The organism is Vibrio ordalii ATCC 33509 (assembly GCA_000257205.1).
Taxonomy (GTDB): domain Bacteria; phylum Pseudomonadota; class Gammaproteobacteria; order Enterobacterales; family Vibrionaceae; genus Vibrio; species Vibrio ordalii.
In genome coordinates this window covers 1-23,520 of the sequence record AEZC01000069.1, presented here as the reverse complement: position 1 = coordinate 23,520, position 23,520 = coordinate 1, and the positions used below count along the sequence as shown (strand labels likewise).

At 44.3% G+C, this 23,520-nt stretch carries 22 protein-coding genes; 12 read left to right on the top strand and 10 right to left on the bottom strand.

Features of this window, described 5'->3' with window-relative positions; translation table 11 throughout:
* Positions 1–90 precede the first annotated feature (90 nt).
* Together moeB and moeA are read right to left on the bottom strand one after the other, a co-directional pair.
* Positions 91–840 carry a molybdopterin-synthase adenylyltransferase MoeB gene (gene moeB, locus VOR_RS0104425; protein WP_010318520.1) on the bottom strand — a complete coding sequence of 250 codons (750 nt, stop codon included), beginning with the start codon at positions 838–840 and terminating at the stop codon, positions 91–93.
* Positions 841–848: 8 nt separating this feature from the next.
* Entirely contained in the window at positions 849–2,084 is a 1,236-nt protein-coding gene (moeA, locus tag VOR_RS0104420; RefSeq protein WP_010318519.1) for a molybdopterin molybdotransferase MoeA, read from the bottom strand.
* Positions 2,085–2,236: 152 nt separating this feature from the next.
* On the opposite strand from moeA, the gene folE reads away from it, so the two are divergent.
* Positions 2,237–2,890 carry a GTP cyclohydrolase I FolE gene (gene folE, locus VOR_RS0104415; protein ID WP_010318518.1) on the top strand — a complete coding sequence of 218 codons (654 nt, stop codon included), beginning with the start codon at positions 2,237–2,239 and terminating at the stop codon, positions 2,888–2,890.
* A 114-nt stretch (positions 2,891–3,004) separates the two neighbouring features.
* Here the strand turns inward: folE and msrB are convergent, their stop codons facing one another.
* From msrB to VOR_RS18925, 3 genes are all read right to left on the bottom strand, one after another.
* Positions 3,005–4,138 carry a peptide-methionine (R)-S-oxide reductase MsrB gene (gene msrB / locus VOR_RS0104410; RefSeq protein WP_010318517.1) on the bottom strand — a complete coding sequence of 378 codons (1,134 nt, stop codon included), beginning with the start codon at positions 4,136–4,138 and terminating at the stop codon, positions 3,005–3,007.
* A gap of 145 nt (positions 4,139–4,283) precedes the next feature.
* Positions 4,284–6,032 carry a formate--tetrahydrofolate ligase gene (locus tag VOR_RS0104405; protein WP_010318516.1) on the bottom strand — a complete coding sequence of 583 codons (1,749 nt, stop codon included), beginning with the start codon at positions 6,030–6,032 and terminating at the stop codon, positions 4,284–4,286.
* A 118-nt stretch (positions 6,033–6,150) separates the two neighbouring features.
* Complete coding sequence (locus tag VOR_RS18925; protein WP_010318515.1) at positions 6,151–6,294, bottom strand: hypothetical protein; 144 nt, start codon at positions 6,292–6,294, stop codon at positions 6,151–6,153.
* Positions 6,295–6,426: 132 nt separating this feature from the next.
* On the opposite strand from VOR_RS18925, the gene VOR_RS0104395 reads away from it, so the two are divergent.
* Positions 6,427–7,161 (top strand): RNA methyltransferase, encoded by a 735-nt coding sequence (locus tag VOR_RS0104395; protein ID WP_010318514.1) that lies wholly within the window; start codon positions 6,427–6,429, stop codon positions 7,159–7,161.
* A gap of 127 nt (positions 7,162–7,288) precedes the next feature.
* Here VOR_RS0104395 and fdxA read toward each other — a convergent pair whose 3' ends face one another.
* On the bottom strand, positions 7,289–7,612 hold the full coding sequence (gene fdxA, locus VOR_RS0104390; protein WP_010318513.1) for a ferredoxin FdxA: 324 nt from the start codon (positions 7,610–7,612) through the stop codon (positions 7,289–7,291).
* A 213-nt stretch (positions 7,613–7,825) separates the two neighbouring features.
* Here fdxA and VOR_RS0104385 point away from each other — a divergent pair, with 213 nt between their 5' ends.
* Positions 7,826–9,445: an NAD(P)/FAD-dependent oxidoreductase gene (locus tag VOR_RS0104385; protein ID WP_010318512.1), complete on the top strand. Its 1,620-nt coding sequence runs from the start codon at positions 7,826–7,828 to the stop codon at positions 9,443–9,445.
* Positions 9,446–9,603: 158 nt separating this feature from the next.
* Positions 9,604–10,284 carry a pyrimidine 5'-nucleotidase gene (gene yjjG, locus VOR_RS0104380; protein ID WP_010318511.1) on the top strand — a complete coding sequence of 227 codons (681 nt, stop codon included), beginning with the start codon at positions 9,604–9,606 and terminating at the stop codon, positions 10,282–10,284.
* A gap of 70 nt (positions 10,285–10,354) precedes the next feature.
* Here yjjG and rnk read toward each other — a convergent pair whose 3' ends face one another.
* Positions 10,355–10,762, bottom strand: coding sequence for a nucleoside diphosphate kinase regulator (rnk, locus tag VOR_RS0104375; protein ID WP_010318510.1), 408 nt, complete (start codon positions 10,760–10,762; stop codon positions 10,355–10,357).
* A 173-nt stretch (positions 10,763–10,935) separates the two neighbouring features.
* Between rnk and phnR the strand changes: the two genes are divergently transcribed.
* A complete protein-coding gene (gene phnR, locus VOR_RS0104370) occupies positions 10,936–11,646 on the top strand; it encodes a phosphonate utilization transcriptional regulator PhnR (RefSeq protein ID WP_010318509.1) in 711 nt (236 codons plus the stop codon).
* Between the two features lie 95 nt (positions 11,647–11,741).
* Here the strand turns inward: phnR and VOR_RS0104365 are convergent, their stop codons facing one another.
* On the bottom strand, positions 11,742–12,533 hold the full coding sequence (locus VOR_RS0104365; RefSeq protein WP_029626902.1) for a siderophore-interacting protein: 792 nt from the start codon (positions 12,531–12,533) through the stop codon (positions 11,742–11,744).
* A gap of 257 nt (positions 12,534–12,790) precedes the next feature.
* On the opposite strand from VOR_RS0104365, the gene VOR_RS0104360 reads away from it, so the two are divergent.
* Positions 12,791–13,663, top strand: coding sequence for a YdcF family protein (locus VOR_RS0104360; RefSeq protein WP_010318507.1), 873 nt, complete (start codon positions 12,791–12,793; stop codon positions 13,661–13,663).
* Between the two features lie 107 nt (positions 13,664–13,770).
* Here the strand turns inward: VOR_RS0104360 and focA are convergent, their stop codons facing one another.
* Positions 13,771–15,222 (bottom strand): formate transporter FocA, encoded by a 1,452-nt coding sequence (focA, locus tag VOR_RS0104355; RefSeq protein ID WP_010318506.1) that lies wholly within the window; start codon positions 15,220–15,222, stop codon positions 13,771–13,773.
* Positions 15,223–15,460: 238 nt separating this feature from the next.
* Here focA and VOR_RS0104350 point away from each other — a divergent pair, with 238 nt between their 5' ends.
* Positions 15,461–16,366 carry a LysR substrate-binding domain-containing protein gene (locus tag VOR_RS0104350; RefSeq protein ID WP_010318505.1) on the top strand — a complete coding sequence of 302 codons (906 nt, stop codon included), beginning with the start codon at positions 15,461–15,463 and terminating at the stop codon, positions 16,364–16,366.
* 328 nt (positions 16,367–16,694) lie between these two features.
* The gene (locus tag VOR_RS0104345; RefSeq protein ID WP_010318504.1) at positions 16,695–17,201 is read left to right on the top strand and encodes a DUF1097 domain-containing protein; all 507 of its coding nucleotides are present in this window, start codon (positions 16,695–16,697) and stop codon (positions 17,199–17,201) included.
* Positions 17,202–17,364: 163 nt separating this feature from the next.
* Here the strand turns inward: VOR_RS0104345 and VOR_RS0104340 are convergent, their stop codons facing one another.
* Positions 17,365–18,996 carry an ATP-dependent endonuclease gene (locus VOR_RS0104340; RefSeq protein ID WP_010318503.1) on the bottom strand — a complete coding sequence of 544 codons (1,632 nt, stop codon included), beginning with the start codon at positions 18,994–18,996 and terminating at the stop codon, positions 17,365–17,367.
* A gap of 259 nt (positions 18,997–19,255) precedes the next feature.
* Between VOR_RS0104340 and VOR_RS0104335 the strand changes: the two genes are divergently transcribed.
* The 4 genes from VOR_RS0104335 (at position 19,256) to VOR_RS0104315 (ending at position 23,386) form a co-directional block, all read left to right on the top strand.
* Positions 19,256–20,995 (top strand): bifunctional metallophosphatase/5'-nucleotidase, encoded by a 1,740-nt coding sequence (locus VOR_RS0104335; protein ID WP_010318502.1) that lies wholly within the window; start codon positions 19,256–19,258, stop codon positions 20,993–20,995.
* 498 nt (positions 20,996–21,493) lie between these two features.
* Positions 21,494–22,444, top strand: a complete 951-nt coding sequence (locus VOR_RS0104325; protein ID WP_010318501.1) for a TerC/Alx family metal homeostasis membrane protein — start codon at positions 21,494–21,496, stop codon at positions 22,442–22,444.
* Between the two features lie 431 nt (positions 22,445–22,875).
* Complete coding sequence (locus tag VOR_RS0104320) at positions 22,876–23,130, top strand: type II toxin-antitoxin system Phd/YefM family antitoxin (RefSeq protein ID WP_010318500.1); 255 nt, start codon at positions 22,876–22,878, stop codon at positions 23,128–23,130.
* Positions 23,123–23,386 carry a Txe/YoeB family addiction module toxin gene (locus tag VOR_RS0104315; RefSeq protein WP_010318499.1) on the top strand — a complete coding sequence of 88 codons (264 nt, stop codon included), beginning with the start codon at positions 23,123–23,125 and terminating at the stop codon, positions 23,384–23,386. Before VOR_RS0104320 ends, VOR_RS0104315 begins: the two co-directional genes overlap by 8 nt.
* Positions 23,387–23,520 lie beyond the last annotated feature (134 nt).

The window sequence follows — 23,520 nt, the reverse complement described above, 5'->3', positions numbered from 1 at the left end:
TTTATGATGCGCTTACAGTTTAACTCTCCTATTGTGTGGGCTGATGCGGTGGACGAGTGAGAAAGACACTATTGAGTCTTTTTCGTTCATTTACTGGCAAGTCTGGCAGTGAGCGAGTTTGATTAAGTTCATTTCTCTCCACGTCATTGAAAGAGCGTCCAACATCAAAATTTTGCCTTGTTTTACCTGCCCATATTGGGCGATCACTTTGATCGCTTCCGTTGCTTGTACCGCGCCAATAATCCCGACGACAGGAGCCATTACGCCCGCTTCGACGCAAGTGAGTACGTTACTACCAAAAAGAGTGCTTAAACATTGGTAACAGGGCTCGTCTGGGTGTTGATACATAAACACGCTGACTTGCCCTTCCATACGAATCGCAGCACCAGATACCAGTGGTGTTTTAGTTTGAAAGCAGAGTTTATTCAATTGGTTACGAGTATCAAGGTTATCTGATGCATCCAGCACCAAAGAATGCTGTTCAATTAATGCTTTCAATTGTGCATCTTCAAGGCGTTGATCAACGGTATTTACCGTTAAATACGGGTTAAGCATACGCAGTGACTCTGCCGCTGAGTCCACTTTTTTACGTCCAATATCGGCATCGCTGTGCAGCACTTGGCGCTGTAAATTAGAGAGCTCAACCACATCATCATCGATGAGCGTGAGTGAACCAACACCTGCCGTGGCAAGGTATTGGCTTGCAGCGCAGCCCAATCCCCCTGCACCAAGAATTAAAATAGAGCTTTGTTTAAGTGCTTCTTGTCCTTCAAAATCAAACTGTTTGAGAATGATTTGTCGGTTGTAGCGCAGGAGCTCTTGATCAGATAGGATCTCCATAGTGATCCTTAGTACAAGCTGGGATTAAAAAGTTGGATATTGACGGTTTCGCCCACTTCCACTCGGCCACGATCTTGCTCTAACACCACAAAACAGTTGGCGAGACTCATCGAACGAAATGCCCCCGAACTTTGGTTTCCGGTAGTTTCAACAACAAACTGGCCATTTTCAATTGTGTAAATACCGCGTTGGTAGTCAGTACGACCCGGTGATTTTTTAAAGGCATTTTTAGTGATGGCTGGAATGGACTCCGGTGCTTTCCACTGAGTGTGTCCAGCCAATTTAGCCAGCATAGGTTGCACCAAAACGTATAGGGTTAATACGGCTGAAACGGGGTTGCCAGGTAAGCCACAGAACCAAGCATGATCTAATGTTCCAAATGCAAACGGTTTGCCCGGTTTTATTGCCAGTTTCCAAAAACCGATTTCTCCGAGTTCTTGCAAAATATCTTTGGTATAGTCAGCTTCGCCTACACTTACGCCGCCAGAAGTAATAACCACATCGGCCAAATGTTGAGCTTTATCAAAGGTAGCTTTTAAAGTGGCAGGGCAATCAGCAATGATCCCAAGATCAATCGCTTCACAACCAAAATTCTCAATTAATGGTTTAATGCCATAACGATTGCTGTCATAGATTTGCCCCTCAGCAAGAGGTTCACCGAGTGGTTTTAGCTCATCTCCAGTTGAGAAAAAGGCCACTTTGGGTTTACGAAAAACGGTCACATGGCTGATGCCGAGTGTGGCAATCATTGGGATATCACGCGAAGTCAAGCGAGCCCCTTTATGTAGCACTACATCGCCTTGTTTGATGTCATCACCTGTGGGGCGAATATTTTGCTGAGGCTTCGCATTCGGCTGTAGAAAGCAGATACCATTTTCGTTTTCGGTCGTTTGCTCTTGCATGATCACCGCGTCGCAACCAGCTGGAATTTTCGCGCCAGTCATAATTCGCACGCAACTGTTGGCTGGCCACGGCCCTTCAAATGGAAGACCGGCAAAAGATTTGCCAGCCAGCGGCAGGGTGGTTGACTGTTGCAGGTCAGCTAATCGAATAGCGTATCCATCCATCGCTGAGTTATCGAAAGGCGGCACAAAAATGGGTGAGAGTAACTCTTCGGCCAACACATAGCCTAATGCGTCGGCTAGCGGTAGTTTGAGCGTCGCTTGGATGGGTTTGATATTCGCTAGCATTGTCTGTAACGCTTGTTCGATAGGCATTAAGCCCGGTGAATCACAACAGCCCATGATCGGTTCCTATAGCTTTTTTCTTTGCGAGGACTTTATCATACATTGCTTGCGGGCAATAATGACCATCCTTAAAATATGGATGTAATTATTCAAAATTCCGAGTATCCTTGTCTGCCATCCGAAAGGGGTAAAAAGTAAGAGGAATCGGAATGCTAGGTCTTAGCGAATCAGCAAAGTTGGTCAAAGATGCGCTAGAGAGCCGAGGTTTGGAAACGCCTATGCGTCCAAATGAGGTTACTCGTGAAGAAAAGAAAGAAAAAATCGAACATCATATGCGTGAGATCCTCACACTACTCGGTCTTGACCTGACCGACGACAGTTTAGAAGAGACGCCCCATCGAATTGCGAAAATGTATGTGGATGAAGTGTTTTCTGGCCTTGATTATCAAAACTTCCCCAAAATTACTGTGATCGAAAACAAGATGAACGTCAGTGAAATGGTGCGCGTAAAAGAGATTACCGTGACCAGTACCTGTGAGCATCATCTAGTGACTATCGATGGTAAAGCCGCGGTGGGGTATATCCCAAGAGGCAAGATAATTGGTCTTTCTAAGATTAACCGTATTGTACGTTTTTTTGCTCAGCGCCCCCAAGTTCAAGAGCGAATGACACAGCAGATTCTAGTGGCTTTGCAAACCTTACTCGGTTCGGCTGATGTCGCGGTCACCATTGATGCCACTCATTACTGTGTTAAGTCACGTGGTGTTATGGATGCGACCAGTGAAACGACCACCACAGCATTAGGCGGTATTTTTAAATCTAACCCTGCCACCCGCGCCGAATTTTTCCATGGTTTACATTAATCGAATCTCAGTTGAGCCCACCGATTAACGTTGATCAATTAAAAAAGCCCTCGCAAGTGAAGCCGAGGGCTTTTTCGTTTTAACACGCACGCCTTATTGAAACAGAGCCAAATTTTATTTAAACAGAACCAAGTACTCGCCATAGCCTTCAGCTTGCATCGCCTCTTTTGGTACAAATCGCATCGCGGCAGAGTTCATGCAGTAGCGTAAGCCGGTTGGTGCTGGTCCATCCTCAAAGACATGGCCTAGGTGAGAATCTGCAAAACGGCTGCGCACTTCGGTTCTAGTATAAAAAAGCCGAGAATCGCTTTTGGTCGCAATATACGCTTGATTAATTGGCCGAGTAAAACTGGGCCAGCCCGTACCAGAACGGTATTTGTCGGTAGAAGAGAATAATGGCTCTCCGCTGACCACATCGACATAAATACCATCGGCTTTGTTATCCCAATACTCATTGTTAAATGCGCGTTCAGTACCTTCTTCTTGCGTCACGTAATATTGCAAATCAGTCAATTTGGCGCGTATTTCTTCATTCGAAGGTTTGGTGTATACCTTAACGGTATTTTGCATTTTTTGAACTTCGATCAATTGACGTAAGGTTTTTGGATGCTCATTACGATCTTTACCGAAGATGGTATCAAGATATTGGTCGCGTCCAGAAGCATGAAGATAGTAGGTGTAACGTACTTTGCTCTTTTTATAAAAATCTTGGTGGTACTCTTCAGCAGGCCAAAATTGGCTGTATTGAATCAGCTCTGTTTTGAGCGGCTTTTTGAAGATCCCTAGCGCATCGATTTCTTGCATAAAACGCTGCGCGGTCTGCTTCTGTTCACTGTTGTGATAAAAAATGGCAGGCCGATACTGTGGGCCTCTATCAACAAACGAGCCTTGATCATCCGTCGGATCAATGTGGCGGAAAAAATGATCCAATACATTTTCGTAGCTGACCACTTGCGGATCAAAGGTCACTTGAATCACTTCAATGTGGCCCGATTTTCCTGATGAAACTTGTTTATAGGATGGATTTTCAAGGCTACCCCCCGCATAACCCGAGACAACACTAATGACACCGTTGAGTTTTTCAAGATCAGATTCTGTACACCAAAAACAGCCCCCAGCTAATGTCGCGATTTGCTGATTACCAATGCTGGGCATGGTTTTAGGCTGAGTTTCTGCTTGGCTAAATAGCGAAAACAGAATAGGCACAATAAGCGCTATTGAGAATATAAAGGGAGTAAAACGTTTCATAACCGACCTTACTTATTTTTTATAGATACTGGTAAAGAACGGTGAAAAGTGCAAAAAATTACAGAGAAAGAAAACAAATAGCGTGAAGAAAACCTTTCTGAGCCCGAAGATTTGCGCTCAGAAAGGTTAATTTCGAACAATAATATTAGGTTAGGCCGATAATATTTCCTTTAGAATCAATGTCTAAATACATGAAGGCGGGTTTTTCAGGAAGACCCGGCATGGTCATCACGTTGCCGCATAGCGCATAGATAAAGCCAGCACCCGCACAGAGCTTTAATTCGCGAATCGGTACATCAAAACCTTTTGGTGCGCCTTTAATCGCAGCGTTGGTTGAAATCGAAAGCGGCGTTTTTGCCAAACAAACAGCAAGCTTCCCGTAGCCTTGCTCTTGCATGTTGTGTATTTGACGTCGTGCTTTATCACTAAAAGTGACGCTTGCCGCGCCATAGCCCTTTTTCGCCACAGCGTTGATCTTATCTTCGATCGTCTGCTGTGCTTGGTATAACGGTGTGAACGTACTCACTTTTTGACACTGCTTAATGACTTTGGAAGCAAGCTCAGTCGTCCCTTCGCCTCCAAGAGCAAAACCGTCACTCAGTGCAACCTCCACCTGATAGGGTAGTGCGTGAATCATTATTGCGAGCTGCTCAAGCTCTTCTTGGCTGTCTTGTGGAAAGCGGTTAATGGCAACCACGGCGGGTATTCCATACTTACTCACATTTTCAATATGCCATTTGAGATTTTCAAAACCGGACACCAGCGCGGCATGGTCTGGCTGAAATAGCGTGTCGGGAACTGGCTGGCCGGGACGCAATTCATACAGACCAGAGTTCGCTTTTAAGCCGCGAAGTGTGGTGACGATAACGGCGCAATCAGGCGCTTTCCCAGATGTCGCGGCTTTAATATTGCACGCCTTTTCAAATCCCATATCAGAGCCAAAGCCGCCCTCTGTTACAGTAAATTCGGCTAACCTTGTGGCGATGTCATCGGCGATAATAGAAGAGTTACCGTGCGCGATATTGGCAAAAGGTCCGGCGTGAATCAGTGTCGGTACGCCTTCTAACGTTTGCATTAATGTAGGTTCAATCGCCTCTTTCATACTAACGGCCATTGCCCCAGCGACTTGCAAATCTTCGGTGGTAATCGGTGCACCATGGTGGCTATAGGCGACGACAATCCGCCCAATCCGTTCACGCAGATCGTTTAAGTTTTTGGCTAAGGCAAGAATCGCCATTAGCTCAGAAGCCGCTGAAATATCAAAACCGTCTTCACGTTCAAAGCCATTGATTGATTTATCCGTTTCATTTCGGCCAACGGTGACCATGCGCAGTGCGCGATCGTTGTGATCCATCACTCGCTTCCAAACCACATTATTCGAGTCGATACGCAGTGCTTTCATTGCGGTGCGTTGCTCGAAATCGTCATAACCAAGGCGCTGTTCGTGATAGATCCGGGCATCTATCGCCGCTGCCGCTAGGTTATGCGCGGCTGTGACGGCGTGGATATCGCCAGTGAGATGCAAATTGAGCTCTTCCATTGGTGCCACTTGTGAATAACCGCCGCCAGCGGCTCCGCCCTTAACACCAAAGATTGGTCCCATTGAGGGTTGACGAATACATGCCATCACCGAATGACCCAATTTCGCCATTCCTTGTGATAGGCCTATAGTGGTGACGGTTTTTCCTTCCCCTAATGGCGTTGGGGTAATGGCAGTCACAAGGATTAACTTTCCAACCGTTTGTGTTTGCAAACGTTCAAGGCAACTTAATGAAATTTTGGCCTTAAAGCGGCCTTGGCTGTGGAATTCGCTGGCGGTGAATCCTGCTTTGTTAGCGATAGCCTCTATGGAGGTTAATGAAGTGGCGCGGCAAATTTCAATATCAGGCAGCATAAAACCCTCATTATTTAGTATTGTACGGGTTGGGGAAACGTTTGCGTCGCGATAATAACGTCAAAAAATGGGTTGTAAAGTTATTTAATGAGTGGATTATAAACTAATGTCTGAGCTTTTAGCTCGATTCTTCGTTCTCTTTTGTGGCATTGTCGCTGGGTTCTTTATGATGCTCATCTTCAAGTTGCTCACTATCTTGTTGATCATAATGCTTGACGACAAAGGGGATTAACATAACGGAAGAGGGAAGAAAACGTTTCATATGGATTTCCTTGTTTGTTAGTAACTGAACCTACGGTATTGAAACTCGACTTACACTGCTTTAGCTCTGGCGGCCTTTACTCTATAATGCGGCGTTTTTACTAGGCCAACCTTACCTCACTGCGGATATTTTATGATTTCAAAAAACCAACTGAAACTACTTCGTGCTTTAGGCCAAAAGAAACAGCGCAAGGCTCATGGCCTGTTTTTAGTGCAAGGCGAAAAGAACGTGTTGGAATTGATTAACAGCCAACTGACGGTGAAGCAGGTTTTTGCCACTGCGGAGTTTATCGCACAAAACCGCGTTGAGCTTAGTGTTTTTGAATGCATTGAGGCCACATTAGATGACTTGACCAAAGCCAGCACTTTGGTGAGCAATAATGCGGCAATCGCAGTCGTTGAGATCCCCGAAGTGACGGTGCCTGAAGCGAAAGGATTGATGATCGCTCTCGATGGTGTTTCTGACCCCGGTAATTTAGGGACGATTATCCGTGTTGCTGATTGGTATGGCATTAAACAGATTGTCGCTAGCCACGATTGCGCCGATCCATACAATCCAAAGACCATCAGTGCCACCATGGGTAGCTTTGGGCGTGTTACGGTGAGCCAAGTGGATTTGGGTGCTTATTTACAGAGTTCAAATCTACCTGTTTATGGGGCTTTTTTAGAAGGTGAGAACGTTCATCATGCGAAATTTGCTGCTGAAGGGATTTTATTGATGGGCTGTGAATCGCATGGTATTCGTGCCGAAGCGGCTCAATATGTCACCGACAAAATCACCATTCCCGCCTTCGGGGGAGCAGAGTCACTTAACGTAGCAATGGCTACGGGTATTATTTTGGATAACCTGCGCCGCCAACATCACTAGATCAAACCAAGATCACTCGATCAATAAGTAAAGCTTAAAAGTTGTTGCTTTGGATTGTCGTCAAAAAGCGTGATAACGGATGCCGTGTTTGCGCTTTTTTTATAACGCTAGTTATAAGAAGAAAAGACTACTTCTCTAACATCCCCAGTTTGTTTGGCACGCCATTCCATTTTTCAGCATCATCCATGGCTGGTTTGACTTCAGTTTGCACCGGCCATATGTCGGCAAGCTCGGCATTGAGTTCGATGTAAATTTTCTGATCTTCTGGGAGTTCATCTTCTTGAAAGATAGCTTGAGCTGCACATTCAGGAACACATAAACCGCAATCAATGCATTCAATAGGGTTGATCACCATAAAATTGGGGCCTTCGTGAAAGGCATCTGCAGGGCATACCGCGACACAGTCAGTAAATTTACATTGGATGCAATTATCCGTTACGACAAACGCCATGATGATCAGCTCTTAGTTAGTCAAAAATGAAGAATGGGGATAATACGCATCCCAAGTTAAATTTCAACATCCAACGCTATCAATATCTAGCGTAACGTGTGATGAATTCGGGATTTAGTATGACAGATAACGCCATTTCCCGTAAAATGCGCGCCATTGTGAGCGGGCCGCTTGCGGCTTTGGCTAAGACACCGACTAAAACGAGACACCGACATGATACGTTTAACCGAAATTAAACTTCCTTTGGACCACGAGGAAGGGGCAATTTTTGCTGCTATTACTGAAAAACTTGGTATTGCTGATGAACAAGTTCTTTCATTCAATATGTTTAAACGTGGCTACGATGCTCGTAAGAAAACGAAAATCATGCTGATTTACACGCTAGATGTGAGCGTGGAGAATGAAACGGAGTTGCTTGCTCAGTTTGCTGATGATCCGCATGTGAAAGTGACGCCGGATATGGAGTACAAATTCGTTGCTCAAGCGCCAGCGAATCTTACTGAGCGCCCAGTGGTGATAGGCTTTGGCCCTTGTGGCCTATTCGCAGGACTGATTCTTGCCCAAATGGGGTTTAACCCAATCATTGTCGAGCGTGGTAAAGAAGTGCGCGAACGCACCAAAGATACCTTTGGTTTTTGGCGTAAACGTACATTGAATACTGAATCTAACGTGCAGTTTGGTGAAGGTGGAGCGGGGACTTTTTCTGATGGAAAACTCTATAGCCAAGTGAAAGATCCTAACTTCTATGGTCGTAAGGTCACTACAGAATTTGTCGCTGCGGGCGCACCTGCTGAAATCATGTACGTGAGCAAACCGCACATTGGTACGTTCAAATTGGTGACCATGATTGAAAAAATGCGAGCCAAAATCATCGAATTAGGCGGTGAAATTCGTTTTAGTACTCGTGTTGATGACATTCACATCGAAGAAGGGCAAATTACCGGGCTTACGCTGTCAAATGGTGAAGAAATTAAAACGCGTCATGTTGTCCTTGCGGTCGGTCATAGCGCACGTGATACCTTTGAAATGCTGCATGAACGTGGCGTTTATATGGAAGCCAAACCCTTTTCAGTAGGGTTCCGTATTGAGCATAAACAATCAATGATTGATGAAGCGCGTTTTGGTTCGAATGCGGGTAACCCCATTCTTGGCGCGGCGGACTACAAATTGGTTCACCACTGTAAGAATGGCCGTACTGTTTATAGCTTCTGCATGTGCCCCGGTGGCACGGTAGTGGCGGCTACTTCTGAAGAGGGGCGCGTTGTGACCAATGGCATGAGTCAATATTCTCGCGCAGAACGTAATGCTAACAGTGCGATTGTGGTGGGTATTGATCCTGAACGTGATTATCCCGGTGATCCGCTGGCGGGCGTGCGCTTCCAACGTGAACTTGAATCACGAGCTTATCAACTTGGCGGCGAAAACTACGATGCGCCAGCACAAAAAATTGGTGACTTTTTACAAGGTCGTGATCCGAGTGCGTTAGGTGATGTCGAACCCTCTTTTACACCCGGCATCAAGTTGACGGATATTTCAAAAGCGTTGCCTGATTTTGCCATTGAAGCCATTCGTGAAGCGATCCCAGCGTTTGATAAGCAGATCAAAGGATTTGCCTCTGATGATGGTTTGTTAACTGGAGTAGAAACTCGCACGTCATCACCCATTTGCATTAAACGGGGTAAAGATTTCCAAAGCATCAACCTGAAAGGCTTTTATCCGGCAGGTGAAGGTGCAGGTTATGCGGGCGGGATTTTATCAGCAGGCATTGATGGTATTAAAGCGGCTGAAGCATTGGCGCTTTCTATGGTTAACGAAGCTGAAAAAGCATCATAATTTGCAATATTAAGCATAAGAAAAGGCTCATTGGAGCCTTTTTTATTATAGGCACGATTAGATTCGTTATCACATTGAATTTTAAAAGTTTCTTCTGATAGAGATTATCATTTAACTAAAAACAATCTAAACTAGCCCGAACATTATGAGGAGAGATCATGAAGTACGACTGGATTTTATTTGACGCTGACGAGACCTTGTTTCATTTTGATGCTTTCAAAGGTATGCAGCTAATGTTTGAGCGCAAAGGAGTGTTGTTTACTGAACAAGATTTTGCGCACTACCAAGAAGTTAATAAACCACTGTGGGTCGATTACCAAAATGGTGATATCACGGCGGCGCAGTTGAAGCATACTCGTTTTACAGAGTGGGCAGAAAAGCTCGCGACAACAACCACGGAATTAAACAGCGCATTTCTTGAAGCCATGGCTGATATTTGTACGCCACTACCAGGAGCAAAAGAGTTACTGGATGCCCTTACAGGTCGGGCGAAACTTGGCATCATTACTAATGGTTTTACCGAACTTCAAGCGATTCGTTTGCAAAGAACGGGGATGAGCGTGAGTGAATACTTTGACCACGTGATTATTTCAGAAGAGGTTGGTGTAGCGAAACCCGATCACGGGATTTTTGCCTACGCGTTAGACAAAATGGGTAACCCTGCAAAAAATCGTGTATTGATGGTAGGAGATAACCCGCATTCCGATATTCTAGGTGGCTTAAATTTTGGTATTGAAACCTGTTGGCTAAACTCTACTGGTGCAAGTGCTGTTGATGGCATTGAGCCACACTACCATGTGCGTTCATTGTACGAGCTTAAAGATATTTTGGTCGCATAATCATTTACAATGATGTGGCTTGGGGTGTGGAGTGATGAGATCGACTACTCCACACCGACAAATCGCTTCGTTAGCGGTTGAATTCACCGTCACGCTCAGGTTGATAAACCACTTCAAGAATCTCAATCACTCTTTCTCTGCCACCAGGCATTGGCCAGCTGAGCTGTTGACCTACCGATAATCCTAAAAGTGCACTACCAACGGGCGCAAAAATAGAAATGTCTTCGTTACTTTTTACTTCATGCGGGTACACGAGATTTTTTTCGATCACTTCATCGCTGTCAATAAATTTGAAACGAACGGTCGAGTTCATGCTCACTACATCATTTGGCATCTCTTGTGGGGTTACAATGCTGGCTCTATCTAACTCAGCCTCGAGCTTTTCTAACTCTGGCGTTAGTTTAGGCATGCCATCCAATAATGCGGATATTCTGTCCATATCAAGGCTTGAAACTAAGACAGGTGCTAAGTTTGACATTTTTAATACTCCAAAAAGAAATACCGCCCAAAAGCTAGGCGGTATAAAAATTAACGTCAATGTTATTGCGATTCAGGCTATGACATTAATCTTGTTCGACATAGAATGCAAATAATACGGTATCAGTTTGTTATGAATTTGGCATGCACGTATTTAGGCTGGGAGTGGGTGTTGTGCAGTACATAAAAATTAAAGATGTGATTGTTGAACAAATCGATGCTGGCATGCTTGCCCCTCGTCAAAAATTACCTTCTGAACGAAAACTTGCAGAGTCGTTTAATACCACGCGCGTTACTCTGCGCGAGGCGTTGTCTCTGTTGGAAGCGGATGGCAAGATCTACCGAGAAGATCGGCGAGGTTGGTTTATTTCTCCCGAGCCGATACGTTACGACCCAACCCAAACGCTGAATTTTACCAACATGGCTTTAGCACAAAGCCGAGTACCAAACACGGAACTGCTGATGGCAAAAGCGGTATTAGCCAATAAACAAGCATCGCTCTTATTGGGATTAAAGCCATTTTCGGATGTTTACCAAATTGGTCGTGTGCGTTATTTAGAAGATCGCCCCGTGGTCTATGTGACGAATTACGTGCGCCCTGAATGGTTTCCCAATTTGCTGACTTTTGACTTGTCTCAATCACTGACGGATATTTATCGCGACCATTTTGCCGTGGAGTATCAAACAGTCCGTTATCGAATTACTACTAGCTCTTTGCTTGGTCATATGGCTCAGGCGTTACGCGCTACATCAGGCACTCCGGCGATGGTCGTTGAGCGCATTAATTATAATCAACAGGGTGAACTGATCGATTGTGGCATCGAATACTGGCGACATGACGCGATTTGTATTGAGTCGTTAGCCAAGCTAACCGTGGCCCGCTGAGGCTTGGTCCATTAAAGCTAGAACCGTTGAATATTGAGCGTATTGAATGAAAAGGCGACCTCTATTAAGTCACCTTTTTACTGTGTTATTGCTGTTTATGACAGGGTTTGTGCATCCGTTTGTTTGAGCTGTTTATGCCCATCTTCACTGACGCCACGTTTCCAGTAGCTGCTGATATAAATATAGTCTTTCGCTATCTCTTTTTCATTGCGAAAATACTCTCTTAGCGCGCGCATGGTATCAAATTCACACGCACACCATACCGAGCCATTCTCACCCAGCCAATTTTTCTCGATAACCGAAGTCGCCAAATTGGTACTGCTGTCTTTCACTGCCCAAGAGATCTCTATGTTCTCCGGAGCCTGTAGTGCCTGTTTGTCATCCACATGCTCAATTTCAATTACTGCATAACCTTTTGCATCACGCGGTAAGCGTTTTAATTGAGCTGCAAGAGCGGGGAGTGCCGTCATATCTGCCGCTAAGAAAAACCATGAACCACTGAGATTTAAGCCCTGCGCTTTACCGGGGCCGGCAATTGAAATCGTATCGCCAATGGCCGTATGCATCGCCCATCTGACTGCAAATCCGCACTGCTTATCTTCCGCCTCATGCCGTACAAAATCGATTTCAATGCGGTTGTTGGTCCCATCAAAGCTTCGAATGGTATAAGTGCGCATTATTGGGCGCTGATCAGGTGATAAGCGAGATAAATCAGTAGTACCACTCTGATTAAACAACAGCTTAATATAATCACCCTCACTTTCCGCACCAAAGTGCGCAATTGAGTTACCCTGTAATGTTATGCGCTGCATAGAAGGGGAAATCTGTTGAGTTGCTACTACTGTGAGCGGATAGAAAGCTCTTTTAGGTTCTGTTTCTTTTTTCATGTTGTCTACAACGGCCATTTTTCTTTTGTTAGCGTAACCTTAAACTGACTACTTAAACGAATCAATGATAATAACTATCATTTACATTATTTTACGCTATATGGTTTTATCGACAAACCACTTAGGTGCTCTTTCGATGGGATATTTCGAACAATCGTCTACATCAACCATAGCTCGAACATTTTGGTGTGGCTATTGAGTGTGTGTGGCCTTGTATGACATTATTCCCCCGCTGGAATAGAGAGTGAGAAATAACGATGGTAGCCGAGCATCTTTATATCGTATTAGGTAAACGACTTGTTGATCAGCAATTAACATTAGAAGGGCGTAGCCGTGTTGATGGCCTCGTTAAGGCGTTACAACGTCATGACATCGTTCATAGTGTCATTGCTTTATGCGGTGGGCTCACGCTAGGGCAACAGATTTCTGAAGCGAAGGCTATGTATCATTACCTTCAATCGGAGCTTGCTCGGCTCAATGTGTCACTTTTGAATAACCGCATTTTGCTGGAAGAACACTCGACCAGCACAGTGGAAAATATCGAAAACGTCGCGTTAGAGCTGCATAAAAACGGTGGTATTGACACGCAAAAAATATTACCTGTCACTTTCATTTCTAACGACTATCACTTGCAGCGTATTTTTGAAATTCAGCAATTAATGGATGAACAAGGGTTACTGCGAGTGCTTAAACAACGCTGTGAAATGATAGGGATCACGCTGGCGATTTCATCGGATCTGTGCGATCACCTCGCGGTGAAATACCCTTATACGCATTTAGCCGCGGAGCTGTTTCTATTGGCCGATCAATTAACGACTTACCGCGTCTACCTTGAAGGTGTTGTGGCGGGCTCATTTTTGCGCGATCTCACGCAAGTGAGAGCCATTCCTTACCAAATAGCATGTGAGGCTATTTTAGCGATCAACCATAAAATCGCAGGCAACCCAAAGTGGGCTTTTGTTCGCTATCTTACGGATTTATTGATGCAGTGTATAAATGCCACAAAGGGGGCGTTAAGTGTCAGTGAGATTCAACCTTATCTCATTTTGTTCGACAGCAACTTAACGTTATTGAATCGATATCTTGATCCTGAAAACCCGTGCGTCGGACGCTGGTGGCGTCAGGGATAGTAACAAGCGAAATAGATGAATCAAAGAGACCCCGCAATGCGGGGTCTTTGCTTTTTAGCCAAGCGACTTATTTCCTGACCAAAAATCGTTTTGAACAAAACAACGTATTAAGCCGTTTCTAACGTACGCTCTTTGACCACGCTTAGACGCTCGCCATAAATTGGGCGTAGTGCTGCCAGCACATGGTTACGAGTTAACATACCGACAAACTTGCCATCTTCAAGGACCGGGAGATTTTGTGGTTTGTTCACTTTCATGCTTTTTGCGCGCTCTTCTAAAGAGAGTGAGCTAAAACGAGTAGCAATACCCATGCTAGAGGTAGGGTATAGCTGTTCTTTATCGATACATAAAAATTCGGCGATATCAATCATACGGTCAGATGCATCGATGGAGATAACATCGCGGCTCATAAGATCCACCACTTTTTGCCCTTCAGTAGGGATGTAGTCTTGGCACCATAAATCCACCATGACATCGTGAGCTGAGAAAAATCCGACTAGGCGGCCAGCCACATCAACCACAGGAGCACTATCGAGCTGGTTATCCAGCAACATATCAATGGCAATTGCGGTTGGCATTTCAACGCCTAGAGTTACAGGTTGGGTGTTCATAATGTCTTTAACGGTAATTGTTTTATTCATTTTCGTTTCCTTCACTGACGTAATTGTTGCTGTTTCCGTAATAGTGCTAATGTTTGCGGCTTTAAGTTGTGGACGGCGAAAAATAGACCAGTTGGCGAGCCCAACCAACACAGCACCGCCGACAATATTGCCCAAGGTCACTGGGATAAGGTTTGCCGTCACAAATTGATGAATGTTCAAATCTGCGTAATGAGTGGCACTGATACCGACCTGTTGCCAGAAGCTCTCTGGTGCAAAGTTTTGAATCACAATGCCTAAAGGGACCATAAACATGTTGGCTACGCAGTGCTCGAAGCCGCTAGAGACGAACATCGCCACAGGCAAAATTGTCATTGCGGCTTTGGTCATTGCATTGGCAGAGCTGAACGTTAACCAAATAGCAAGACAAACCAGTAAGTTACATAGCACCCCAAGAGAGAATGCTTGAACAGGTGTATGGTGCAGTTTGTGCTGCGCAATGTTCAGCGCATTCAAACCCCATTGACCATCATCCAACTGATAGAGACCAGCCCCAGTAACCAAAAGCAGTAAGAACATGGCGCCAATGAAGTTACCGATATAAACCTTGCCCCAAATGGATAACATTTTGCTAAAGCTGATTTGTTTATTGGCCCAAGAAATGCTCGACAATACGGAACTGGTGAACAGTTCACCGCCACAAATCACGATTAAAATCAGCCCCATGCTAAAGGCTAAACCACCCGCTAACCGACTGAGCCCCCAACCTGCGTTAGCACTGCCTGTGGTGACCGTGATGTAGAACAAAAATGCTAAGCCAATAAAAGCACCCGCCATAATGGCAAGGCTTAGCGTCATACCGCTACTTTTCTTGGCTTTGCTTAAGGCGAATTTCTCGGCTTCTGCCATCATCTCAATCGGTGAGAATAGCTGTTTATTTTCAGAGTAGGCTGTTGACATACAGGCTCCCAAAGCTCAATTTCATAATTACCTCCCAGTTCAAGCAAAGCGTCATGCCTTGCTTCCGATACAGACTAACGAACGGATCATGAAGTAGTAAAATTGATAATTTTTAGATTACCCATCAAATGAATTGATATGAATAAATGAAAGAGTAGAATGAAACCGTTTGCGCATATTAACTCCCTTGAAATTAAAGGTGTGGCACGCAGTAGATGAAAGCGAAATAGGAAAAGCAGTGCGGTATTCACTCAAACAATTAGCAGTTTTCGATGCTGTTGCCGATAGTGGCAGCGTCAGTCAAGCTGCGGATAAATTAGCGTTAACTCAATCCGCGACCAGTATGTCGCTGGCACAATTGGAAAAAATGTTAGGTCGCCCTTTGTTTGAAAGACAAGGAAAGCAGATGGCATTGACTCATTGGGGAATGTGGCTTAGGCCGAAAGCGAAGCGTTTATTGCAAGATGCTCAGCAGATCGAAATGGGCTTTTATGATCAGCACTTGCTTAGCGGTGAAATCAGTATGGGGGCGAGCCAGACCCCTGCTGAGCACCTCGTTCCAGACCTTATCAGCATTCTTGATAACGATTTCCCAGAGATGCGTATTGAGCTTGGTGTGAAAAGCACCAAAGGGGTGATCGATGGCATCCTCGACTACAAATATGACCTTGGTATCATTGAAGGTCGATGCGATGATAACCGTATTTCCCAAGAAGTGTGGTGTCGAGATCACCTAACGGTGATAGCTTCGGCTCATCATCCTTTTGCCAAATGTAAAACAGTGAGCCTTGCACAGCTTGAACAGGCCAAATGGGTGTTAAGAGAACACGGTTCTGGCACTCGCAATATTTTTGATAGCTCGATTCACCATCTTATTTCCGATTTAGATGTGTGGCGAGAGTACGAACATGTCCCTGTGCTACGCAGTATGGTTGCGAATGGTCCGTACTTAACTTGTTTACCTTATCTCGATGTAGAACGCTTTATTGAGAATGGTCAACTGGTAGCGCTCAATGTGCCTGATCTGAATATGGAAAGAACCTTGTCGTTTATTTGGCGAGCAGAAATGGCTGAAAACCCGTTGGTTGAGTGCATTAAACGTGAAGGACTGCGCATGATGAAAGGACGACCAAGCGTACTTTAACCTTGTTAATTTTGGTTATGGTTTACTTTGTTACTTCTCAATATGGGGTGTGATAAGTGAAGCTATTGAGTGTTCGCATTTAGCATCATGTCACACACCCTCATCACCCAATCTAACGCTCATGCCCGATTAAAAAGCACTTTAAATGTGTTGATTTATCGTTTGCGTCAACATTTCAATGAAATAGGTATAGTCATTGCATTTATTTCATGACTTGGGTCACTAGTCATCCGTGGTTGAAGCTTTTAATATCGGCACTTGATTTATTGATGTCGCTATAACAACGGCTTGTTAAATGACAGGCAGATAGTGGCTAAATGAGGGCGCTATGAGCACACTATTTGCGATTTCACTAACGACAGGCATTCTTTCTGGTGTTTGGGGCTGGATAGCCGTTTCGTTAGGCTTACTATCATGGGCTGGCTTTTTAGGATGTACGAGTTATTTTGCCTCTCCAACCGAAGGTATTAGAGGTCTTGCAGAAAGTTTGATAACGAATATCAGTGGCGTTTTTTGGGCAATGGTCATTATTCATTCATCCAGTTTGGTGAGCTTGGATATCTTGGGTTACGCTGTCACCGCTGTGGTGGCGTTTTTAATGTGCATTCAAGCGTCGAAAGCATGGCTTGGTTATATTCCTGGAACCTTTATTGGCGCTTGTGCCACTTTTGCTGCGGGTGGTGATTGGCAACTGGTTATTCCATCACTTTTATTCGGTGGCATTTTTGGCTTTGCGATGAAAACAAGTGGTATGTGGTTGCATCAACGATCTAACCAGCCAACGTTGAGCGATAGCGCAACTGTTAAAACGCGCTCTAAATCCTCAACTTGTTAATTTATGTTTAAGGCTAAGGCTGGTGAAATCCGCATTGGTAAACGTTACCCCCAATTGATCCGTATCGATTCATCAAAATTGTTGATATACCCATTCAGTATAAGATCAGTCACATATAGCGAAATGGAAATGATACGAGGCACACCGTTATGTGTGCCTTTTTTTATGTGTGGCCATTGGCCATCGTAATCACGCGTTTTAGTGTCCAGCGTAGCAGTACAGGAATAGACTCCACACCTTGTTGTTCACAATGGGAAACGATGGCAAGCGCCAAATCAGGTTTCGCGTGTTTTTTCAGCACACGTGTGACCACTTTTTTCGCAGGGATTGGATGATCGTAAGGTATTTTAATCAAATCTTTGAAGAAGTGTTCAAAGCCATGAGAGTACAGAAAATGTTCGATATCTCGATCGGGAAGTTCGGTCAGGCGATGCCGTTCTTGATCACCTGTCAACATGCCGCGTACTGTTGACGAATATTTTTTGCCAGCAGGATCGCCATCAGTCACGACATGCCAGTCAATGCCAAATGCTTTCGCCACTTTAATTAAGGACTTCAGACCAGACTGAGCAAATTCGACAATTTGTACTCCTTCGGCGGCTAGGTTATAGCCACACTGGCGAGCCAGTTCACTAAACAGCCACACCTCAGTTTCTCCTTCAACTAACAGCCAGCAGCGAGCAAAAAGCACCCCTGAGCGATGAAAACGAATATGAAAACCGATACGTCGCAGTTCGTCTTTACTTAATCCACGAGAGATCATCGAAGTTGCAATGGTGCGGTCAGAAGTACGCACTAAACGCCGAATAGAATGAAGAGGAACAGAACCAAGCAGATCACCACTGTTCGTCGTGAGGATTTTTTGCATAGGCAATAGTTGAAGTAAACTCCAAGCGCGCGCCAGATGAGTAGGGTGCAATCGACCTTCGGGATCTTCGATAATCAGTAGCGGCCTAGCGCAACGGCGTAGGTCAGTTGGGCCTTTGGCTTGCAGATAAGCATTGAGTAAACCCATCAACAGCAAACGAGTTTGCTTATTTTTAGTCTCTTCAACAAATTGGCTTATGTTTTTATCGGCGGCTGGGTTGGAATAGACTAAGCTGTCACGTTGCTGTCTTGGGTTTTTACGTGTCTGACTTTTGAATGAAAAATAGTGCTCAACTAATACATTCATTGAGTTAAGGCTACTTCTCATCTCGCCTTTGTTAACATGCCCAGGAATGGCCAGTAAACGACGACAGGTATTATCAATGCGTTTTTCGGCGCGAGAATTTTTACCGTTACCATTGACGAAAGGTCGCTCGAAACGCCGTGAATCTTTCAAACGGATCACCGGGTGTAAGCTCATCAGCTCTTGCGCCAATTTTTCAGAATGATGCAGCGGCAGAGGGTTGCCTTCGAGATCTAAAAACAGGTAGCGAGTGGTAATATCATATTGCTCGCGAGTGGCACTGATGCGATAGAATATTCGTTTCGTACCCGTTTCATCTTCAACCCAAATCGGTCTCAGTTTACGATAACGACCAGATTGAGATTCATTCTTGTCTGTAGAAACAAAGCTTAAGACGATTTGTAAATGCTGAGTTTGAGGATGAGCGATAGAGTAATCGACGTGGAAATCTTGCATTTCAAATTGATAAGGTACGCCGTTCGCTGGTAGCACCACTGATAAGGCGTCCAACAATGAGGACTTACCCCAAGTATTTTCACCGATAAATGTGGTGAGTTCATCAAAAGCGAGCGATAAACGTTTGATTCCTCTGAATCCGGAAATTTCAATTCGCTCTAGATGCATAGGCAGACTCCTTTTATAACTCAACCAGTTAGCTTCTCGCTGAGTCTGTTTTTCTTTAAGCATAATGGAAATTATGCAGATAAGTAGGCTACTGGCTCACATATCAAGTGTTTATGTAGGGACAGCGGAATGAGACAAAGGCCACAAAGTGTGATGAGATTGACTTAGCGTATTTATATTTTCAAACACGTTTCATAAAAGTCACGATTCTGTCATGATTCTTCAGCTAGGATAGAGTGGAAAAAGAAGAGAAAGATAAATGATGCATAAAAAGAATAGACCAGCATCAATTATGCTGGCACACATTAATGACACTCACTCATATTTTGAACCGACATCGCTGCAATTGACTCTCCACATCCAACAGCAGACTTTAACACCCTATGTAAGCGCAGGCGGCTTTGCACGAATTGCAACCCGAGTTCAGCAATTGAAAGAAGATGCGGCGCGTATGAAGCGAGGCTTTGTATTTTTACACGCTGGGGATTGTTTCCAAGGCACGCTCTATTTCTCGCTATTTAAAGGTAAAGCCAATGCGGACATGCTCAACGCATTGAATCTTGATGCGATGGCATTAGGCAATCACGAACTGGATATGGGTAATGAACCCGTTGCCCATTTTGTTAAACGTATTCAATTCCCATTGCTAGCTGGGAATTGGGATCTTTCCAATCAAAGATCGAATAAGCCTTTTCCAATAGCCGGTAGCTCGCAAGTGATAAGTTATCAACCTCAAGGTAAATACGCTCGCTGGATAGAAAAACAGGCTGGTGATGAAACGATTGCAATTTTCGGCTTATCACTCGATAAAATGGCTGATATTGCCAACCCAGATCTCGATACTCCATTTATTAACGCTATCCAAACGGCGAAAAATACGGTTGCTGAAATACGCGCTAAAGGGATCAACAAAATTATTCTACTCAGCCATTTAGGTTATGAAGCGGACATTGAGCTCGCACAGCAAGTGGAAGGTATTAGTGTTGTCGTCGGCGGGCATAGCCATCGATTACAAGGTGACTTTAGTGCACTAGGGCTAATGAAAGATGATGAATATGGTTTAAGAATTAACGACACTTATGTCGTCCAATCCGGTTATCATTCTTTGAGCTTAGGTCATTGTTATATCGACTTTTCAGCCGATGGCAAAGTGGACAAATTTCAGGGTCGTAATGAACTGTTACTTGGCCGTCGACTGTTTCTTGATGCCAGCATGAGCGAAGCGGGCACTGATAACACCCATTTAGCGGCGTGCGAATTTTTAAGCCAACACCCTAATGTGGTGGTGTGTAAGAAAGATCCGCAGGTCCAAGGAATATTGATCGATAAATACATGCCGCGAGTACGTCAGCTGCAACAAAATATTATCGCACATGCTGATCGTTTCTTAAGACACGTCAGAATTCCTGATGAAACTGGGCCGAGTGAGTTGGCTCCTTTGGTGGCTCAATCATTCGTCTATGCCATGCGGCAAAGAGCGCACCCCGTGCAGTTTGCAATACATAACGCTGGTGGAGTCAGAAACTCGCTCAACGCCGGACAAGTTTCGGTGGCAGACATTGCCGGAAATTTATTGCCTTTTGCCGTTCCAATTGGTGTCTACCGAGTGCAGGGAGAAACCTTAATTGAAATACTTGAAGGGGCGATTAATAATGCGCTGGGCAATGGGGTCGACGGCACAGGTTCAGGCAGTTATCCTTACACCCATAATCTCTCGTTTGCTTATGCCGCCGATCGGCCAGTAGGAAAACGCATCACGAATGTGTTGCTATTTGATGAGCAAAAAGGTTGGCAACCAATTGATCTTAATGGTTATTATTGTGGAACCTCGTCGGCCTATACCATGAAAGGCAAAGAGGGATATGATGCGATACTGAAAATGAAGGGAGAAGGTTTTGTTTCGAATGTATCAATGGCCGATGCGTTTATTGAACTGCTGACGGAAAAACCTGAAATACTTAACCACGTAGGAACTCAACCCCAACATCATTATCCGTAACTCGGTTTGACATAAATTTACTGGCATAGACTTTGCTTTTTAACTTTCAGTCTTATCGCATCTTCAACCCGAAGAAGGTGCATGAAGATGTGAAAGGGGAAAGTATCATGTGGATGAAAGATTGGTTAGATGCCGCTGTCGTCGTTGCTTGGATCAGTGCATGGTCTGTATTGGTGTATTTACTACCACTGGCAGGCGTATAAAAATCTAAGCTAAAAGGAGCATAAATGGCTCCTTTTTTTGATCACGGCTATGGACCTTTGCATCCAATAGGCATAAACTCCGCGCTGATTGGGGAGTAGTCGCCTTTGTTTACTTATCGTCAGCTCGTTAAGCGCATGCTTATCCGGTAAGTATAAATAGCCTTCTGTTAAAAAATGGAATGCTTATTTCGACGAGACCAACGCATTCAGCTCTGTTCATTAGGAACAGCGGTTTTTGTTTGCGGAAGGTTTCGATCGGTTAATCCCATCTTATCCTTCCGCCTTTGGAGGATATATGACCCCGACAACCTATCTCAGCTTTACAATCCTGACTCTATTTCTTGTTGTTATCGATATTTGGCAAACCCGTGGCGGTAAAGTCACGATCACTAAAGCTGCCGTTTGGAGCATGATTTGGTTTATGCTGGCGTTTGCATTCGCCGCGAGTATCTATTTCTTTTGGGATAGTTACGCACCAACCAGTTCATACAGTGCCGAAAAGGCGACGATCTCATTTATTACTGGTTACTTATTAGAAAAATCGTTAAGTGTTGATAACTTATTCGTCTTTGCGATTATTTTTCATCAATACACAGTCCCAGAGCATTTACGCCCGCGGGCTCTATTGTGGGGAGTGATCGGCGCTTTGTTTTTACGAGCGGTGATGATTGTAATTGGCGCGCAGCTGCTTGAACAATATCATTGGTTACTTTATGTGTTTGCATTATTTCTTATGTGGACCGGTATTCAACTTGCGCGTGAGAAAGGCGATGAACAGCTAAACCCAATGCCGGAGAAACTGATTCGACGCTGGTTCAATGTGACGGATCATTACGAAGGGAATGCTTTGGTTGTGAGCCGCAATAAGCAATGGTTTGTGACTCCAATGATGATTGTGATTGGCGTGATTGCTTTTATGGATGTGATGTTCGCATTAGATTCAATACCGGCTATTTTTGCCGTGACCCGCGAACCATTTTTAGTGTTAGCAGCGAACGTGTTTGCGTTACTTGGTTTGCGATCTTTGTACTTTGTGTTGCAAGGGATGATGGATAAGTTTATTTACCTAAAACCAGCGCTTTCCTTCATCATGATTTTCATTGGTATTAAGATGATGCTAGTCGGTTCTGCGTGGAAAATTCCGACACCAGTATCACTGGGTGTACTGTTAGTCACTATGATTATTGCGGTGTTGGCTTCTGTCTATAAGCAGAGAAGTCCATTACCTGCTATTCATAAGTCATAATATAAGTAAACGGAGGTAAGTGTTTGACAATACTTACCTCTATCTTTTATTTATTCTTTATCTAACCGACGACAAAAATATTAATGTAAAATTTTGTAAATAACCGGTGTTTTTGTTTTTTATTGAGATTTAAATTCACCAAATCAAACTTAATGTGAATAAGTAGTCGATTGTCGGGTTATTCTAGTGGCTGCTTAAACCTAAGTGTTTGAAGTTTAAGCATAACAAACGGTTCAAGAGGGACAGCCAACGCGTGGCATTTTTATTATGCGTTGGTTTTTGTGGTTACGGTGTTATGCGGAAGCGTGGTAGTGGCGTTGTCTGCCCCTTAACCGGGCGTTAGCTGCTTACAAGTTCGCATGTTCCATTAGCTGTACAAGTTGGTTTTTTAGTCATATACTTGTCTCATTAAACGTACATGTGGAGGTTTTATGAGAATTGTATCTTTTACCGAAGCTAGAAATAGCTTGAAGACCGTTTTGGATGCTGTTGTTAATGACGCAGATACAACCGTGATCACGCGTCGTGATTCTGAAGATGCCGTTGTTATGTCACTGGATTATTACAATAGCTTAATGGAAACGGTTCATTTGCTTCGTTCTCCGGCAAATGCTGAGCACTTACATCGTTCAATTGCTCAGTTTAAAGCGGGTAAGGTGAGCCAAAGAGATTTAATCGATGAGTAGTCGTTTATTATCTTGGACCGATGAATCTTGGAATGATTATGTTTATTGGCAGACGCAAGACAAGAAAACACTTAAACGTATAAATAAACTCATCACGGATGTTAAGCGTTCTCCTTTCGAGGGCATAGGTAAACCTGAACCACTAAAAGAAAATTTATCTGGTTTTTGGTCGCGACGAATAGATGATACGAATAGGCTAGTTTATGCGGTTGATGATAGTGCTATCACAATCATTTCTTGCCGTTATCACTATTAATTTAGGCTTTATCGTCAGGCAGCTAACAAACAATTCAAGCAGACCCTCAACGCGTGGCATTTTCGTTTTGCGTTGAGTTTGGTGATTACGGTGTTGTGCGGAAAGTTGGTAGTCGCGTTTCGGGCTACTTAATT